The following is a 16,645-nucleotide window of genomic DNA, read 5'->3' on the forward strand; positions in this document are numbered from 1 at the left end:
ATTCAGTCGATGCCGTTTTCCGAGATGGTCTGGTGGCTCACGGATTGAGCCGCTTCCGGTAATGCTCTGCACAGGGGAGCCATGACATGGCGAACAAACTCTCCCTCGGGTTGGTGATCGGCGGGGCCGTCAGTCCTACGGTCGGCACCGCGTTCAATGAGGTCACCGGGCGCATCAAGCGCCTGGAAGCGGAAGGCAACAAGGCGCGGGTGCTGCAACGCACCATTGGCGACACCATTCGCCTGCGCGATGAATGGAAAAAGGCCCACGACAGCGGCGCCGCTGGGGCGTCCAAGCTGCTGGGTCGCCTGAATTCCAACCTCGACAGCCTGAAAAAACAGGGTATCGAGGTCGGTCGGCTGGACAAGGCCTACCGCTCGCTGGGGCAGACCGCGAACAAGGCGGAACTCAAGGCAAAGGGTTACCAGCAGATCGAAGCCGGCAAGGCCGGGATGAAAAGTACGGTCGGTCAGGCCGTCGCCGGGGTGGCGACGGTGGGCATTGCGACCAAGGTCAGTGCCGACTTCGGGGCCATTGTCCGTGACATCGCGATCAAGGCCGGGATTGCCAACGATCCAAAAGAAAAACAGGTGTCGCAGAAGATCATCGAGACTTCGCGCGATACCGGCATGGCGCGCAATGACGTCGCCGACGTGGTCAATCAATTGGTGGGGGCCGGTATGGACCTGGCCAAGGCGCTGGAATATGCCCCGGTCGCGGCCAAGTTTGCCGTGGGCCAGGGCTCGAACGGTGCCGATACGGCAAAGATGATCAATGCGCTCGGGCAGAACGCCAAGATCACCGATGCCAAACAGATGCAGCAGGCGCTCGAAGCCATCGCTTTTCAGGGGCAGGCCGGCAGCTTCGAGGCGGTCGACATGGCCCGCTGGTTCCCCGAGCTGTTGTCGAACATGGGCAACCTGAACATCACCGGCATGGACGCGGTGACGCAGCTGGGTGCGATGCTGCAGGTGCAGATGAAAACCGCCGGCGGCGCCGATGAAGCGGCGAACAACCTGAAAAACTGGATGGGCAAGATCGGTTCGACCGACACCGTGGAGGCCTACAAAAAGGCCGGCATCGACTACAAGGGCTCGATGCAGACCGGGCTGCAGAACGGCATGTCGACACTGGAGTCGAGCATGGCCTTGGCGCAGAAGTACATCCAGGCCACCGACCCGAAACGGGCGGCATTGATGGCTGAAGCCACGTCGAAGATCAGCCAGGAGGCGGATCCGGAAAAGGCCAAGGCCATGATGGCGTCGCTGGAGGAGGCCTTGCGCACCGGCGATCTGTTCGCCGACATGCAGGTCAAGGCCGCGCTTTCGGCCTACCTGCAGAACAAGGCGCTGTACAGCCAGCTGAAAAACGACTCGCGCGAAGCCTCAGGCATCCTCGACAAAAACCTCGCAGAGCGGCGCGAATCGTCGTCACAGAAGTGGGCCGAAATGGCGCAGTCGATGGACGATGCCATGCGTAGTGTAGGCGACGCCTTGCGTCCGGTGACGGATACCGTGGCGGAAGCGCTGACCAAAGTTACCAAGGGCATCAGCACGCTGGCGGACCGTTCGCCCGGAGTGGTCACCGGTATTGCTGCGGTTGGCGGTGGTTTACTCGCGCTGCAGACGGCGGTCAGCTCGTTCAAGATCGGCAAGGGATTGCTCAACCTGGCGCGCGGGACACTGGGCAAAGGCAAGTCCGGCGAGGTGCAGAAGGTCTTTGTCACCAACTCGCTGGAGGGGGATCGCGTTGGTGTGGGGGCAGAGCCCAAAAGCAAAACGGGTAAGGCCCTGTCCCTAGTCGAGACAGGATTGAAGGCTGTCGCGGCCATCAAGGGTTCGCCCGAGGCCAGTGACACTGCTGACGGACAGGCGAGTAAGAAAACCGGTGGTTTCGATCTGGTGGCGACCGGGCTCAAAGTGGTGTCGCTCGCCAAGGAGGCCACCGGCGACGGTGAGGTGCAAGCCGGTCTGGAAGACGGCAGCGTCAAGAAGGTGTTTGTGGTGAACGCGGCGGCCCTGAGCGGCGGTGGCGGGGGACCGATTGAGACTCGGCGCCGGGGCCGAGGGGCTCCTCGCAATGCCTCGCGGCGGCGTCGGGTTGCCACGCCGCCTAGGCCGAGCGGTCCGTCGCGTCCACCGGTACCCGCGCCTCGACCGGCAACACCATTGCCGCGACCGCCGATGTCTGTGTCTCGGGCGCCGGCACCAGTATCTGCACCACGCCCAACGGTCTTACTACAACCCCAGGCGACACCTACACGGGGGCCAGCGCTGCGACCTCCGGTGCCTGTGGCTCCAGCGCCGGTGCCTCGGCCAACTGTTCCCTTGCCGCGTCCTCCCGTGCCGCTGCCGCCAACCGGTGGCGTGCTGGCCAAGGTGGCGGCTGTGGCGGGGGCGGTGGGGAAGGTCGGCAAGCTGGGCAAAGTGATTCCGGGCGGCTCGCTGTTGGAGGCCGGAAGCATGGCCGTCGACACTTACCTGAATGCCGAGACGAAAGATCAAAAAGCCGAAGGTTACGGTGCGGCAGCGGGTTCGCTGGCCGGCACCATGGCCGGCGCTGCTGCGGGGGCGGCCATCGGTTCGGTGGTGCCCATCATTGGTACCGCGATTGGCGGCTTGGTCGGTGCGTACCTGGGCAGCATGGGCGGCACCGCACTGGGTGGAGTCGTAGGCAAATCGTGGTTTGGCGGTGAAGAAGAAAAGCCTGCAGCACCGGCAACGCCATTGTTGGTGGCGCCCCGGCCGGGCCCGGTGGTGCCGAGCTTGGCCAGCATGGGGCGATCTTTCAACGGGGCGAACGAGCCCGGCGCGCTGCTGATGGCGTCCAGTTCCACACCACCCAACCCAGCCTTGGGTGACGTCGCCCGTGCACTGGCAACACCGGCGCCGGTCAAACCAGCGACGGTGGCGATCCAGCCCAAAGAGCCAGAGAAACCGGCACCCACCAAAGTGGATCAGCAGTTCCAGTACTCACTGAGCATGCCGGTCACGGTGCAAGGTGACGTCAAAGATCCACAGCGTCTGGCCCAGGACCTGATGCCGCACATGCAGCGAATGATGGCCGACGCCGCGAAACAGAACGCGTCGAGCCAGTTGTTCGATGAACCCCACTTGTAAGGAGACCCCATGGCTTACATGGAGCAATTGCAGGCCGGCCTCAAGTACCTGGTCGAAGCCGGGGAGTCCGGACGCCGCAGTGCGGACGGCATGCTCGGCCCAGTCAACGGTGCGATCAGTGAAATTACCGGTGCCGCGTCCGAGCTGGAGAATATTCCGTTCGTGGGGCCGGCAATCGGCGCCAAGCTGCAGCGGGTAATGCGCGGCGTGAATGCGGCGCAAGCCAAAGTTGGCCAGGTGGTGGCCACCTACGGGCGGGCTACCCGGGCTGCCGCAGAAGTGCAGGAGCGCATGGGCACGCTGAAGGAGCAGGCGGGCAAGGCGGCGACGGCGATCAACAAGATCGCCGGCAAGGTCAGCCCGTCGCTAGCCAACATCATGCCCACCAGTGCGTTTGCCACCGATGCCACGCCGGCGCCGGAAGCGGTGAAGCCGTTCCCACACCTGCTGATCATTCAGCCGCAGGATCCCAAGGCCCAGCCGTACTACTTCAACCTGGACACGGCTGCCTTCGACGAACTGTCGCGGTCGACCGAGTTTCGCTGGGCCTCGCAAGAGCGCCTGTCGCGTCGGCCGGCGCAGCAGGCGGTGGGCATTGGTGAAGAGAAAATCACCTTGAAAGGTACGATTTACCCGGGCTTTAAGGGCGGGCTGAAGCAACTCGACACCTTGCGCAGCATTGGTGCTCAGTTGAAGCCGTTAACCCTGACCACCGGGTACGGCGATGTCATGGGCACCTGGTGCCTGAAGACCATCTCGGAAGAGCAGGGCGCACTGATGCATGGCGGGATTCCGCGTAAACAAGGATTCACTCTGGAGTTTGTGCGCTATGGCGACGACATGCAGAACGTCTGACGGCGATCTATTGGACAGCATCTGCCATAACTTTTATGGCCACCTGACGGGCAGTGTCGAAGCGGTGCTGGATGCCAATCAGGGCCTGGCCGATGAGCCGCAACCCTATCGCGCCGGCGTGGTGATCACGCTGCCGGATCTGGCGACACCGGTACAGGAGCAGGTCACGCTCTGGGATTGATGGTCTACACTCGTGGCGCTTGATAACTCAAGCTCCTTACTTTCATACCCGCCTTGTGCGGGTTTTTTTTTTGGAAAATTTCCATGACTCCTACGTTTCGCATCGTTGCCGATGGCGCTGATATCACAGCCCTGATCGATGATCGGTTGTTGTTGCTGCGAACCTCTGACAAGCCCGGCATGGAGTCCGACGAGTTCGAATTACGCATCGATGACCGTGCCCGCCAGGTTGGACTGCCTCGGCGTGGCGGTTTTATCGAAATCTACATGGGCTACGCCGAAACGTCGCTGGCCCGCCTGGGGCGTTACGTGGTCGATGAGGTCGAGGTCTCGGGACCGCCGGACACGTTGGTGATCAAGGGCAAGGCCAGTGACATGCGCGGCACCGGCAAGACCGTCCGCAGTGGCAGTTGGGAAAACGTGCCGTTGTCGACCATCGTGACCGACATTGCTGCCCGCAACGGCTGGCAGCCGGGGTGTCCGGTGTCGACCAAGGTGGTCCGGGCGGATCAGCTCAACGAGTCCGATTTCAATTTCCTCACCCGCCTGGCCAAACAGTACGACTGCACCGCCAAGGTGGCCGAGGGCAAGCTGCTGGTGATGCCGCGCCAAGGTGGTCAGAGCGCCAGCGGTAAGGCCTTCGGCACCATCACCCTGACACGCAGCGATGTCAGCCGCTGGCAGTTTCGTCTGGGCGATCGCAATGCACACAAGGCGGTAGCAACCAAACATCAGGACAAGAAAAACGGGAAGCTCGTGGTGGTCTCCCTGGACAACGATGACGTGCCCGATGGTCTGCCGGCGGTGCACACCGACCGGCATATCTATCCCAACAGAACCGCTGCCGAGGCGGCGGCCAAGGCCCGCTTGGCCGCGTTCAATCGCTCCGGTGCCGGTGTGCGTCTGGAGATGCCCGGGCGCACGGACATCTTCGCCGAGCGGTCGATCAATGCCCAGGGCTTCAAGGATGGGCTCGACGGTGAGTACCTGACCGATTCGGTCGAACAGGTTTACACCCAGTCCGGCTGGTCGACCACCGTGGAGTGCAACGGCGGCAAGCAGGGCAAAGCCAAGGCCAAAGGCAGGAAGAAAAAACCAGCTCAAGACCTGAAGGTCGTGCAGCTGAATCAATAGCAGCGTCCTCCGTCACAGCTATAGGAGCAAGCGAATGCCGTTAACTGAGCAACAACTCCAATGCATCATGCCCAACGCCCGCCGCCAAGCGGGCGTTTTTGTATCCGCGCTAAACGCAGCCATGGTCCACCGGCAAATCAACACGCCGAAACGTCAGGCCGCGTTCCTCGCGCAGGTCGGGCACGAATCCGGTCAACTGCAGTACGTGCGTGAACTGGGTGGCGATCAGTACCTGAGCAAATACGACTCCGGCAATCTGGCCGTGCGGCTAGGCAACACCCCGGAAGTGGATGGGGATGGCCAGCGTTATCGCGGTCGCGGCTTGATCCAGGTCACCGGCCACAGTAACTACCTGCGCTGCAGCCTGGCGCTGTTCGGGGACGAGCGCCTGCTGCGCATTCCTGAACTGCTCGAGCAACCGCAATGGGCGGCCGAATCCGCCGCGTGGTTCTGGTGGATCCGTGAACTGAACGCGCTGGCCGATCGGGACGAGTTCGAGGCGATCACCCGCAAGATCAACGGCGGCCTCAACGGCCTGGCGGATCGGCTGCTGCTGTGGGAGCGGGCGAGGGCGGTGTTATGCGTCTCGCCGACCTGATCCCAGCGCCGTATCGAGTGTTGGTAGTCGGCAGCCTATTGGTCGCCGTCGCGGGTGGTGCAGCTGCGATGGCCTGGCAGGTTCAGGACTGGCGCTACGGTAAGCAATTTGCCGAACAGGCTCGACTATACGCCGAGACCCTCAACCAACTGGCCCTGGCCGCGGCTGCACAACAGCGTGCCGAGAATGACAAGCGCCTGGCCCTGGAGCAGCGGCTTTCCGCCAGCGAACAAACTCATTACCGAGCCCTGAGCGATGCCCAACGTGATCAAGGTCGCCTGCGCGACCGCCTTGCCACTGCTGATGTGCGCCTGTCAGTCCTACTCGCCGCCACCGATTCAGCCAGCGGCTGCGCAATGCCAGCCACCACCGTCACCGGCAGTATGGTTTATGGCCCCACAAGAGCCCAACTTGACCCAGCGCATGCTCAACGAGTTATCGGCATCACCGATGCCGGCGACCAAGGACTGATCGCCTTGGCGGCCTGTCAGGCCTACGCCAAAGAAGTCTCAACACCGAAGTGAAAAAGAGCGACCGGTCTGGATGCGTCAACATCCAGCCCGGCCGCCGTCCCTGCAGAACGTCCCTGCAAGTCCAGCCAAGGCTCTTACTCCGTGCACGAAGCGCGGCGAGCCTAGCACCTGTTTATTCATACAGTAAAGGTCTTGCTATTTATGTCTACACCCATCATCCCTTGGATGGGCGGCAAACGCCGCCTGGCCGACCGCCTCATTCCTCTTTTCCCGCCACACGAATGCTACGTCGAAGTCTTTGCCGGCGGTGCCGCGCTGTACTTCATGCGCCCCCAGGCCGCGCCCGTTGAAGTCCTCAACGACATTAATGGCGACTTGGTGACGCTGTACCGTGTCGTGCAGAACCACCTCGAAGAGTTTGTGCGCCAATTCAAATGGGCGCTCAGCTCGCGCCAGGTGTTCGAGTGGCAGAAGATGACCCGCCCCGAAACCCTCACCGACATTCAGCGCGCCGCGCGATTCTTCTACCTGCAGCACCATGCCTTCGCTGGCAAGGTGTCCGGGCAGACCTTCGGTACCGCGACCACCGGCCCGGCCATCAACCTGCTGCGGATCGAGGAAAACCTCTCGGCCGCCTGGCAACGGTTGTCTGGCACCTACGTCGAAAACTTACCCTGGCTCGAATGCGCGGAACGCTACGACCGTGCCCATACCTTTCACTACATGGATCCGCCGTACTGGCAGACCGCCGGCTACGGTGTGGATTTCCCGTTCGAAAACTACGAACGGATGGCCGACTTCATGCGCCGTTGCAAAGGCAAGGTGATGGTGAGCATCAACGACCATCCGGACATCCGTCGGGTGTTCGAGGGATTGCACTTTGAAACGCTAGACATCCGCTACTGCAACACCAATCAGCGGAAAGGGAAAGTCGAGGTGAGCGGGGAACTGGTAATCATGAACTGGGAGCCGGCGGCGTTGGGTGGTTTGTTCTGAGTGTCCCTTGGTATTTTCCTAGCTAGAACACTAGGGTCAAGCTCGCAATGATGTCACTATGAGACTAAATAAAGCTGGCCATTTGACCACGCCATCGATAAAGTGGAAGCCATTTTTGCTCGGAATGGCTCCGCTTTCTATTTTAACAGGGCAAGACTTTAAGTAATTCATTTTAAGAGTACAAAAAATGCCCTTGTTTCCCTGTTTTTTGTCTGCCGTGTTTGTAGTGCGAAACCAGTCAGCAAGTATTGAAGGTATCCTGTCTGATGCGGTGGCTGTCATTGCGGACATCGTCGATGATTATGAATTGATTGTGGTGGATAACGCCTCAGATGACGACAGCATTTTAGTGTTGAAGCGGCTGACAGCTGAAAATGGTTTGGCCAACTTACAAGTGTATGCCCTGACCAAAGAGGTAGATGCGGATACCGCCTCGTGGGTTGGGCTGGAGAATGCGCTTGGTGATTTCGTTGTCGTTGTCGATCCGTTGGCCGATGACATTGGCTTTGTCCCTAATATGCTCGATGAGGCGGTCAGCGGTGCTGATGTGGTGTTTGCTAATAATGCGCAAAAGCCCGCTCAGAGTCTTGCTTATCGTGGGGCTAACGCCGTGTTTCATAGCCTCTACAATCGCTTCAATGGGGTCCATCTGGCCAAAGAGGCGCCGCAATACCGCATTCTAAGCAAGCGGGTGATCAATTTCATCCTGCAGCATCCACAGCCGGCGATGACCTATAGGCACCTTCCTGCAACGGGTGGATTCGCACGTGCTTACCTGAACTACAGTTCCGCGCCGCAGGCATCTCGGCCCAAGCGATTGGGCGAGAGCATCGACCGTGGCATGCGCTTGCTGGTCTCGACCACGCGTGCGCCGATGCGTTTGGTGACCTCGCTCTCCCTGTTTGGTGCCGTTGCCAACCTGGTGTACTGCGTTTATGTAGTCGCGGTTGGCATTTTAAAAACCGATGTTGCGCCAGGCTGGATCAGCTTTTCGCTGCAACACTCGGGCATGTTCTTTCTGATCTCACTCGTTCTGCTGGTATTAGGCGAATACATTCTGAATATGGCAAGCCTGTCGAATGAGGGCCCGCTTTATCATGTAGGCCAAGAGTTCACCAGTGCCCGCATGACTCGGCTTGAAAAGCTGAACATCGAAGAGGTTGTGTCAGATCCAGCCAAGGCGAAACCCCCGACCATTGAACGTGTTTTCTGATGTTGCGCCTCGATACAAGCCAACCCAGTCAGGATGCCGTGATAATTGGGGGGGGGTTCTACGGTGCGGCTATCGCTGTGTATTTGGCCAAGCAACGTGGCCTTAAGCGCATCCTGCTGATTGAGCGTGAACCGGCGCTGCTGATGCGTGCCTCTTACAACAATCAGGCGCGTGTGCATAACGGCTATCACTACCCACGCAGTTTCACGACCGCTTATCGAAGTCGGGTAAACCTACCAAAATTTGTACGGGACTGGCCACTCGCTGTGAAGCAAGACTTCACCAAGCTCTACGCTATTGCCCGGCGAAACTCGAAAGTCACGGCCAAACAGTTCGAACGCTTTTGTCGGGAAATTGGGGCGGATTTCCAGCCAGCAGATCCTGTATTGCGGGCCTTATTTGAACCCCGTCTGATCGAAGATGTGTACCTGGTCGGAGAATATGCGTTCGACACCACACAGCTCGCGAGCTGGGCAGAGCGCGAGCTGAAAGAAAGCGGGGTGCAGGTCCGCTATCAAACACGGGTGACCGCGATCTTGAAAGGGGCACAGCTGCCATTGCAGGTTGTGGCCGAGATGAAGCAGGGGAGCCAGGAAGTAATCAGCTGTCGCTATGTATTCAACTGCACCTATAGCGGCCTTAATCAGATTAAGGGCGATTTCCCCGGTGTTAGTGTCGGTCTTAAGCAAGAAATTACGGAAATGGCCCTGATGCAGATGCCCGAATCACTCAATGGGTTGGGTATCACGGTGATGGATGGTCCGTTCTTCTCAATGATGCCTTTTCCCGCGCGCGGACTGCATACCTTGTCCCATGTTCGCTATACGCCGCACATGCACTGGAATGACCAGCCAGGTGTTGACCCTTACGAAAAACTGCGCCATTACGAACGCGATACCCGCGTGGATCGGATGGTTAGAGATGTTGGGCGGTATATTCCTGAAGTATTGAAAGCCAAGCACATCGACTCGTTATTCGAGATTAAAACCGTTTTGGTCAAGAACGAGGGCGATGACGGAAGGCCGATCCTTTTTGAGAGGCACGCAGAGTTGCAAGGCTGTTATTCGGTGCTTGGCGGTAAAATTGACAATATTTATGACGTTCTTGAAACGCTTGAAGCTGAAAACATTATCGGCATCGATGATCAAGAAAAATCTACATTTGGAGAGGTGAATGTTTAATTCGCTTATTGGTTATTCGGGTTACGTGGGCGGCACCCTTCTTAAACAGGAAAATTTCACATCGCTTTATCGCTCAACCAATATTGGCAATATCGATAATCAATCCTTCGAGACGGTAGTGTGTGCCGGTGCTCCGGCGCAGAAGTGGATCGCCAACCTGGAGCCAGTAGCGGATCGACAAAAAATTGAGGAGCTGATCGCACACCTTAAAACCATCCAGTGCAAAACCTTTATTTTGATCAGTACGGTGGATGTCTTTAAGAGTCCTATAGGCGTTGACGAGGACACCCCGGTCGATGAGTCGGGTCTGCATGCCTATGGTCTGCATCGTCGATTGCTGGAGACATTCGTCGAAGAGCATTTCCCGAGCCACCTGATTGTTCGTCTGCCAGGGTTGGTTGGCCCAGGTCTGCGCAAGAACGTCATCTTCGATTTTCTGAATGACAACAACCTACAGGCCATTGATAGCCGGGGGGTGTTCCAGTTCTACCCGATGGTTAACCTTTGGTATGACATTCAAACGGCACTCAATGCCGGTTTGAAATTGGTTCACCTCACGGCAGAGCCCGTTAGTGTGGCGGATATTTCCCAGCAGGGGTTCGGTAAATCCTTCACCCATACCTTGGCCAACCCCGCTGCGACCTATGATCTGCAGACCAAGCACGCCCAAGTATTTGGTGTGTCGGGTGGCTATCAATACAGCGCCCGCGAAACGATCCTGGCGGTTAGGGCCTACGCGCAGTCTGAGCCGCTCACGATTAAAGCCGATGCGGGGATGAGCGCATGAGGTTGGCGATTTCCAATATTGCGTGGGACACCGCCGAAGATGAAGCGGTTGCGACGCTGCTTCAGCGGTTTGCGGTTGATGCCATAGATGTCGCACCTGGTAAGTATTTTCCAGAACCCACCAAAGCTACGAATGGGGATATTGCTCAAGTCAAAGACTGGTGGGCTGAACGCGGGATTGAGATCACCGGCATGCAAGCGTTGTTGTTCGGCACCACGGGGCTGAATCTCTTTGGCTCCGCTGAAAGCCAGGCGGCCCTGCTAACGCATTTGGCGGCGGTATGTCGTATCGGCGCTGGCCTGGGGGCGACTCGGGTGGTCTTTGGCTCACCGAAGAATCGTGATCGCAGTGGGTTGAATGATCAAGAGGCTTTGGACATGGCGATTCCTTTTTTCCGGCAGTTAGGGGATATCGCTCAGGCTTCCGGGGTGACTATCTGTCTTGAGCCCAATCCTACCTGTTACGGCGCTAATTTTATGACCACCAGTGCGGAGACCGCTCAGGTGGTGAAATGCGTCGCGCATCCAGCCATCCAGATGCAGCTAGACACCGGTGCGATCACTATTAACGGAGAAAGTTCTCTGGTGGTCTTGCACGACTGTGCCGAGCTGATTGGGCATGTACATGCCAGCGAACCCGACCTGTTGCCTTTGGGCGATGGTGGTACTGAGCATGGACAAATGGCTGCCGCCCTGTTGCAGTACCTGCCCACCCATGTGGTCTCCATCGAGATGGTGGCAACCAAGGATGAGGCGCATGTGGTGTCGATTGAACGAGCCCTTCAGGTGGCGACGCAGCATTACCGCAGGGCAGGTGTTGAGGTGAGCGTATGAGCATGAAGTGGCTTATCCTCATTCTCGGCATTCTCTCCAATGCTTCCGCCAGTGTTCTGGTGAAGATGGCCATGATGCCCCCGCGCAAGTTTCCCTCCCCCAGCGACCCCATGGCGGCGTTGAGTAATTGGCCATTTTGGCTGGGGCTTGGGCTATACGGTGCGGCTTTTCTGCTCTATGCCGCTGCCTTGGCGCGTCTCCCGCTGAATGTGGCACACCCCGTTCTGACCGCCGGAGCGGTGGCGACTGTCGCCCTGTTTTCGGTCGTATTTTTTCGTGAATCCTTCCACTGGACTACAGGGGCAGGGATCGTACTGGTAATTGCCGGCGTAGGGCTGATCACAGCTCGCGTGGCTTGATGGTAAACATGATGACCTCTTCTGATATTGCTCCTGCTGCCCGCGAAACGTGGCAAGTACCCTCCTTTGACACGCGACTCTGGCTTGGCCGTCAGCACTCTTGGTGCGTGGTGATCCCTGTCATCAATGAGGGTGAACGCATCAAGAGCCTCCTGGCCAGAATGGCGGCGCTCAAAATCGAAAATATTGCCGACATCATCATTGTCGATGGCGGCACCACGGATGGCTCGCTGGAGTTGCAAGCGTTACAGCTGGTCGGCGTGCGAGGGTTGCTGGTCAAGACGGCCCCCGGGAAACTCAGCGCCCAGCTTCGTTGCGCTTATGCCTTTGCACTCGATCATGGCTATGAGGGGGTCGTGACCATTGATGGTAACGACAAGGATGATCCTGAAGCGATATCGCGCTTTATTGACGCGCTGAAACAGGGCGTTGATTTTGTGCAGGCCTCGCGCTTCGTCGCGGGAGGTGTGGCCGAGAACACCCCTAAATCGCGAGACTTCGCGATTCGTTTTATCCATGCTCCAATGTTGAGTATCTCGTCTGGTTTTAAATGGACGGATACCACACAAGGTTTTCGCGCCTATAGCCGTAAACTGTTGCTGGACCAAAAAATCGCATTGTTTCGTGATGTATTTATGACTTACGAGCTGCTGGCTTATCTGTCTTATCGTGCACCCAAGCTGGGCTATCACTGTATAGAACTTGCGACAGTTCGACGTTACCCAAAAGGTGAAGTGCCGACTAAGATAAGTGGTGTGAAGGGTAACTTTCAAGTTCTTGCCGTTTTATTGAAAGCATGTTTTGGGTTTTATAATGAAAACTGATTCGGTTATTGTGGCGCAGTCGGGGCAGCGATTAAGCTATTTCTTTGTCTTGGTGCTAGGTTTTTTTTATGCTATTTTTTTGCACTACACACTTGGAATGGATGGGCTTTTTGATACTGCTAACTACCACTTATTTATAGGTTGGGCCGCTTTAAATTTTTCATCATATGATTATGGGGCGGTAGCCCAGCTTCATACATATTTTAATCCGCTTATAGATATGGTGAACTATAAGGCTTTTATGGTTCATCCGTATGTGGGGGCTGCCTTTCATGCTGTTTTGTTTTCCTTAACGATACTTTTTTGCTATTTGCTAGCCGGTTTTTCGTTTGTGGCGGATAAATATAAACTAAGTACCATTGCAGCTCTTGCTATTGGTGCCACAGGCGCGATGACCGTTTCTTTATTTGGAACATTTACAAATGAGCATGTAACGGCTTTATTTGTATTGATCGCTCTTTTTCTTACCGTGAAAAATATTGAGGTAGGGGGCGGCTGGCTTTTTTTTGCCGCAGGAATCTTTATTGGTTTCGCTGCCGGCTTGAAGCTTACTGCGTTTTCATATGTAATTGGGCTCTTGGTTACAATATTCGTATGCAGCAAGTTTAATCTAAAAATTATTATTTTTGCATGTGTGGGCGCCGGGCTTGGTTTTTTACTTGCAGATGGTCTGTTCATGATCTTGCGTTTTGAGTTAGTTGGAAATCCCGTATTTCCATTGGCAAATGAAATTTTTAAATCGCCATACTTCCCATACGCATGGAGTTCTTATAGTCCTTTTGAACTTAAAAAAATAACTTATTATTTATCGCTTCCATTTATTTGGCTGACTGCTGCTGATTTTTCTGAAAACATTAGTGTTCGAGATGGAAGGTTTTTGTTGGCATATATTGGGTTTGCATTAATTGTTGCAGCCACGATTCGAAAAAGATTTCTCACAAAAAAACAATTTACCATAGTGCTTTTCTTCCTGGTGTCATGGTTTTCGTGGATATTAATTTTTCGGATATACCGATACCTTGTTGTTCTTGAACTGCTGTCTGGAGTGGTTTTTTTAATTGGGGTTTCAGTTTTTTTTGGACAAAAGAACTTATATCCAAAACTATTTTCGATACTGGCAGCTTCGTGGTTGCTATATTGCGTTACTGTGTACCCAGGTTGGAATAGGCGAGCATGGCAAGATGATTTTTGCAAGAGCGACTTAATCGATGTAATTGGTGAGGATAGCGTAGATATTGTTTTCTATGCGGATTTACGACTTTCTTATCTTTCTCCACAATTGAAGTCTTCAAATATTCGTTTCGCGAGTTTGTGGTCTCAACCATGGTATGACTCCAGACCAGGTGCAACCCCGATTGATCCTAAGGGAGTTGAAATATCGGATAAATCAAAGGTGTATTTTTTACAGTATTCTAAAGTAGATCCTCGATCTAAAAGCAGCTATCTAAATAGTTTGTTTGGAACTGATACCTACAGCTGTAAAGAGATTCATACTAATATGTCATCTAATCCTTATCTTTGCTCTTTTAAAAAATTATCCGATGTAAAACTATCAACAGTTTTCGTTGGCGAAAGCTATCGTGCTGAAACGGGACGTTGATTTTGTGCAGGCCTCGCGCTTCAGGGCGGGAGGCGTGGCCGAGCCCCCCCCTAAATCGCGAGACTTCGCGATTCGTTTTATCCATGCGCCAATGTTGAGCTTCTCGTCTGGTTTTAAATGGACGGATACCACACAGGGTTTTCCCGCCTATAGCCGTAAACTCCTGCTGGATCAAAAATTTTTACTGTCTCGTGATTTATTTATGACTTACGAACTACTGGCTTATCTTTCCTATCGTGCGCCGAAGCTGGGCTATCACTGTATAGAGTTGGCGACAGTTCGACGTTACCCAAAAGATGAAGTGTCGACCAAGATAAGTAGTGTGAAGGGTGATTTTCAAGTTTTTACCATTTTATTGAAAACATGTTTTGGATTTTATAATGCAAATTGATTCAGTTTTTGTAACGCGGTCGGGGCGGCGATTAAGCTATTTCTTTGTCTTGGTGCTGGGTTTTTTTTACGCTATTTTTTTGCACTACATACTTGGGATGGATGGGTTTTTCGATACTGATAACTATCACTTGTTTATAGGTTGGGCTGCTTTAAATTTTTCATCATATGATTATGGGGCGGTAGCCCAGTTTCATACATATTTAAATCCACTTATAGATATGGTGAACTATAAGGCTTTTATGGTGCATCCGTATGTGGGTGCTACCTTTCATGCTGTAGTGTTTTCTCTAGTGATACTTTTTTGCTATTTGCTAGCCAGCTTTTCGTTTGTGGCGGATAAATATAAACTAAGTACGGTTGCGGCTGTTGCTATTGGTGCCACAGGCGCGATGAGCGTTTCTTTATTTGGAACATTTACAAACGAGCATGTAACAGCTTTATTTGTATTGGTCGCTCTTTTTCTTGTCGTGAAAAATATTGAGGTAGGGGGCGGCAGGTTTTTTTTTGCTGCAGGAATTTTTATTGGTTTCGCTGCCGGCTTGAAGCTTACCGCGTTTTCATATGTGATTGGACTCTTGGTGACAATATTCGTATGCAGCAAGTTTAATATAAAACTTATATTTTTTGCATGTTTAGGCTCTGGGTTTGGTTTTTTACTTGCAGATGGCCTGTTTATGATCTTACGTTTTGAGTCGGTTGGAAACCCCATATTTCCAATGGCGAACAATATTTTTAGATCGCCATACTACCCAAGCGCATGGAAGTCTTATGGTTCTTTCGAGCTTGAAAACATCACTTATTATTTATCGCTTCCGTTTGTTTGGTTGACTGCTGCTGACTTTTCTGAAGCCAAACAACTTCGAGATGGAAGGTTTTTGTTGGCGTATATTGGTATTGCATTAATTGTTGCTGCCTCGCTTCGAAAGAGATTTCTCACAAAAAAACAATTTACCATCGTGTTTTTTTTCTTGGTGTCATGGTTTTCGTGGATTTTGATTTTTCGGATATACCGATATCTTGTTGTTCTTGAGTTGCTGTCTGGAGTGATTTTTTTAATTGGGGTTTCAGTTTTTTTTGGACAAAAATTTTTTTCTCCAAAACTATTATCGATAATGGCCGCGTCATGGTTTTTGTATTGCGTCACTGTGTACCCAAATTGGGGTAGGCGAGTATGGCAAGATGAATTTTGCAAGAGCGACTTAATCGATGTAATTGGTGGAGATAGTGTAGATGTTGTTTTCTATGCTGATGCTGGGCTTTCTTATCTTTCTCCGCAATTGAAGTCGTCAGATATTCGTTTCGCGAGTTTGCCTTCTCAGCCATGGTATGAATCCAGGCGGGATGTAATCCCGATTGATCCTAAGGGAGTAGAAATATCGGATAAATCAAAAGTGTATTTTTTACAGTTTTCTAAAGTGGATCCTCGATCTAAAAGTAACTATCTAAATAGATTGTTTGGAGGTGATATCTACAGCTGCAAAGAGGTACATACTAATATGCAGCTCAATCCTTATCTTTGCTCTTTTAAAAAATTATCCGATATAAAACTATCAACGGTTTTTGTTGGCGAAAGCTATCGTTATGATACTGATAAAATTTTGCTTTCAAGTGGATGGTCAAGAAAGGAGGAAGGGCACGTATGGACCGAAGGGTATAGATCAAGTGTTCTTTTTAAAATAGACAGTATCCCTGAAGGCTGCAACCCATTTGTTAAAATTAGCGGAGTGGCTTTAGGTGGGCAACTGCTTTCAGCCTATATAAATGGGGTCGAGGCAAATAAAGAGAAGCTGAGCGGTAAATTTGAAAGTGTAATTAATATTGGTAGAATAATTGCTAGCGATAAAAATACTATCAGATTGGATCTTGATCTACCAAACGCAACTGCCGCCAATAGTAGCGATCCCAGAGTGCTGGCAATTGCTTTGAGTTCTTTGAGTTTTGGTTGCAGTCGCTAGTGTCCAAAGTTATGTGAATACTCACTCGCGTTTTACGGCAACAGCTTTGCGCTCTCGCGGGAATCTGTAGCAGGTTTTCAATTATGAGCGACATGAAATGCGACAGTGTAGGATTGAGACGGAAGAGGTTTGAATCCTATACGCT

The 16,645-nt window shown here is 53.6% G+C and carries 16 protein-coding genes; all 16 read left to right on the top strand.

Features of this window, described 5'->3' with window-relative positions; genetic code table 11:
* Window positions 1-86: 86 nt before the first annotated feature.
* The 16 genes from PMI34_RS17710 to PMI34_RS28035 all read left to right on the top strand — a co-directional run bounded on the left by PMI34_RS17710 (window position 87) and on the right by PMI34_RS28035 (window position 16,500).
* A complete protein-coding gene (locus PMI34_RS17710) occupies window positions 87-3,119 on the top strand; it encodes a phage tail tape measure protein (RefSeq protein WP_008048925.1) in 3,033 nt (1,010 codons plus the stop codon).
* A 9-nt stretch (window positions 3,120-3,128) separates the two neighbouring features.
* Window positions 3,129-3,974 carry a phage tail protein gene (locus PMI34_RS17705; protein WP_008048926.1) on the top strand — a complete coding sequence of 282 codons (846 nt, stop codon included), beginning with the start codon at window positions 3,129-3,131 and terminating at the stop codon, window positions 3,972-3,974.
* Complete coding sequence (locus PMI34_RS17700; protein WP_008048927.1) at window positions 3,949-4,155, top strand: tail protein X; 207 nt, start codon at window positions 3,949-3,951, stop codon at window positions 4,153-4,155. Before PMI34_RS17705 ends, PMI34_RS17700 begins: the two co-directional genes overlap by 26 nt.
* Before the next feature lie 83 nt (window positions 4,156-4,238).
* Window positions 4,239-5,288, top strand: coding sequence for a phage late control D family protein (locus PMI34_RS17695; RefSeq protein WP_008048928.1), 1,050 nt, complete (start codon window positions 4,239-4,241; stop codon window positions 5,286-5,288).
* A gap of 34 nt (window positions 5,289-5,322) precedes the next feature.
* Window positions 5,323-5,886 (top strand): glycoside hydrolase family 19 protein, encoded by a 564-nt coding sequence (locus PMI34_RS17690; RefSeq protein ID WP_008048930.1) that lies wholly within the window; start codon window positions 5,323-5,325, stop codon window positions 5,884-5,886.
* Window positions 5,868-6,410, top strand: a complete 543-nt coding sequence (locus PMI34_RS17685; RefSeq protein WP_008048932.1) for a lysozyme — start codon at window positions 5,868-5,870, stop codon at window positions 6,408-6,410. Before PMI34_RS17690 ends, PMI34_RS17685 begins: the two co-directional genes overlap by 19 nt.
* A gap of 150 nt (window positions 6,411-6,560) precedes the next feature.
* Window positions 6,561-7,355: a DNA adenine methylase gene (locus PMI34_RS17680; protein ID WP_008048933.1), complete on the top strand. Its 795-nt coding sequence runs from the start codon at window positions 6,561-6,563 to the stop codon at window positions 7,353-7,355.
* A 187-nt stretch (window positions 7,356-7,542) separates the two neighbouring features.
* Window positions 7,543-8,568: a glycosyltransferase gene (locus tag PMI34_RS17675; RefSeq protein WP_008048934.1), complete on the top strand. Its 1,026-nt coding sequence runs from the start codon at window positions 7,543-7,545 to the stop codon at window positions 8,566-8,568.
* Complete coding sequence (locus tag PMI34_RS17670; protein ID WP_008048935.1) at window positions 8,568-9,749, top strand: NAD(P)/FAD-dependent oxidoreductase; 1,182 nt, start codon at window positions 8,568-8,570, stop codon at window positions 9,747-9,749. Before PMI34_RS17675 ends, PMI34_RS17670 begins: the two co-directional genes overlap by 1 nt.
* Window positions 9,742-10,536 (top strand): NAD(P)-dependent oxidoreductase, encoded by a 795-nt coding sequence (locus PMI34_RS17665; protein WP_008048936.1) that lies wholly within the window; start codon window positions 9,742-9,744, stop codon window positions 10,534-10,536. The genes PMI34_RS17670 and PMI34_RS17665 overlap by 8 nt, the downstream gene beginning before the upstream one ends.
* Window positions 10,533-11,369: a sugar phosphate isomerase/epimerase family protein gene (locus PMI34_RS17660; RefSeq protein WP_008048937.1), complete on the top strand. Its 837-nt coding sequence runs from the start codon at window positions 10,533-10,535 to the stop codon at window positions 11,367-11,369. Before PMI34_RS17665 ends, PMI34_RS17660 begins: the two co-directional genes overlap by 4 nt.
* Window positions 11,370-11,371: 2 nt before the next feature.
* Window positions 11,372-11,728 carry an SMR family transporter gene (locus PMI34_RS17655; protein ID WP_032829556.1) on the top strand — a complete coding sequence of 119 codons (357 nt, stop codon included), beginning with the start codon at window positions 11,372-11,374 and terminating at the stop codon, window positions 11,726-11,728.
* 11 nt (window positions 11,729-11,739) lie between these two features.
* Window positions 11,740-12,552 carry a glycosyltransferase family 2 protein gene (locus PMI34_RS17650; RefSeq protein ID WP_032829557.1) on the top strand — a complete coding sequence of 271 codons (813 nt, stop codon included), beginning with the start codon at window positions 11,740-11,742 and terminating at the stop codon, window positions 12,550-12,552.
* A complete protein-coding gene (locus tag PMI34_RS28030) occupies window positions 12,542-14,152 on the top strand; it encodes a hypothetical protein (RefSeq protein WP_008048941.1) in 1,611 nt (536 codons plus the stop codon). The genes PMI34_RS17650 and PMI34_RS28030 overlap by 11 nt, the downstream gene beginning before the upstream one ends.
* Window positions 14,133-14,543, top strand: coding sequence for a hypothetical protein (locus tag PMI34_RS28755; protein ID WP_177318802.1), 411 nt, complete (start codon window positions 14,133-14,135; stop codon window positions 14,541-14,543). Before PMI34_RS28030 ends, PMI34_RS28755 begins: the two co-directional genes overlap by 20 nt.
* On the top strand, window positions 14,533-16,500 hold the full coding sequence (locus tag PMI34_RS28035) for a hypothetical protein (protein WP_008048942.1): 1,968 nt from the start codon (window positions 14,533-14,535) through the stop codon (window positions 16,498-16,500). The genes PMI34_RS28755 and PMI34_RS28035 overlap by 11 nt, the downstream gene beginning before the upstream one ends.
* The last annotated feature ends 145 nt before the right edge of the window (window positions 16,501-16,645 follow it).

The organism is Pseudomonas sp. GM74, from assembly GCF_000282455.1.
Lineage (GTDB): Bacteria > Pseudomonadota > Gammaproteobacteria > Pseudomonadales > Pseudomonadaceae > Aquipseudomonas.

Bases quoted from the DNA above. Each gene is read 5' to 3' on its own strand.
- PMI34_RS17675 (WP_008048934.1), top strand. From the start codon at position 7,543: ATGCCCTTGTTTCCCTGTTTTTTGTCTGCCGTGTTTGTAGTGCGAAAC.
- PMI34_RS28030 (WP_008048941.1), top strand. From the start codon at position 12,542: ATGAAAACTGATTCGGTTATTGTGGCGCAGTCGGGGCAGCGATTAAGC.
- PMI34_RS17665 (WP_008048936.1), top strand. From the start codon at position 9,742: ATGTTTAATTCGCTTATTGGTTATTCGGGTTACGTGGGCGGCACCCTT.
- PMI34_RS17705 (WP_008048926.1), top strand. From the start codon at position 3,129: ATGGCTTACATGGAGCAATTGCAGGCCGGCCTCAAGTACCTGGTCGAA.
- PMI34_RS17710 (WP_008048925.1), top strand. From the start codon at position 87: ATGGCGAACAAACTCTCCCTCGGGTTGGTGATCGGCGGGGCCGTCAGT.
- PMI34_RS28035 (WP_008048942.1), top strand. From the start codon at position 14,533: ATGCAAATTGATTCAGTTTTTGTAACGCGGTCGGGGCGGCGATTAAGC.
- PMI34_RS17695 (WP_008048928.1), top strand. From the start codon at position 4,239: ATGACTCCTACGTTTCGCATCGTTGCCGATGGCGCTGATATCACAGCC.
- PMI34_RS17650 (WP_032829557.1), top strand. From the start codon at position 11,740: ATGACCTCTTCTGATATTGCTCCTGCTGCCCGCGAAACGTGGCAAGTA.
- PMI34_RS17680 (WP_008048933.1), top strand. From the start codon at position 6,561: ATGTCTACACCCATCATCCCTTGGATGGGCGGCAAACGCCGCCTGGCC.
- PMI34_RS17670 (WP_008048935.1), top strand. From the start codon at position 8,568: ATGTTGCGCCTCGATACAAGCCAACCCAGTCAGGATGCCGTGATAATT.
- PMI34_RS17660 (WP_008048937.1), top strand. From the start codon at position 10,533: ATGAGGTTGGCGATTTCCAATATTGCGTGGGACACCGCCGAAGATGAA.
- PMI34_RS17700 (WP_008048927.1), top strand. From the start codon at position 3,949: ATGGCGACGACATGCAGAACGTCTGACGGCGATCTATTGGACAGCATC.
- PMI34_RS17690 (WP_008048930.1), top strand. From the start codon at position 5,323: ATGCCGTTAACTGAGCAACAACTCCAATGCATCATGCCCAACGCCCGC.
- PMI34_RS17655 (WP_032829556.1), top strand. From the start codon at position 11,372: ATGAAGTGGCTTATCCTCATTCTCGGCATTCTCTCCAATGCTTCCGCC.
- PMI34_RS17685 (WP_008048932.1), top strand. From the start codon at position 5,868: ATGCGTCTCGCCGACCTGATCCCAGCGCCGTATCGAGTGTTGGTAGTC.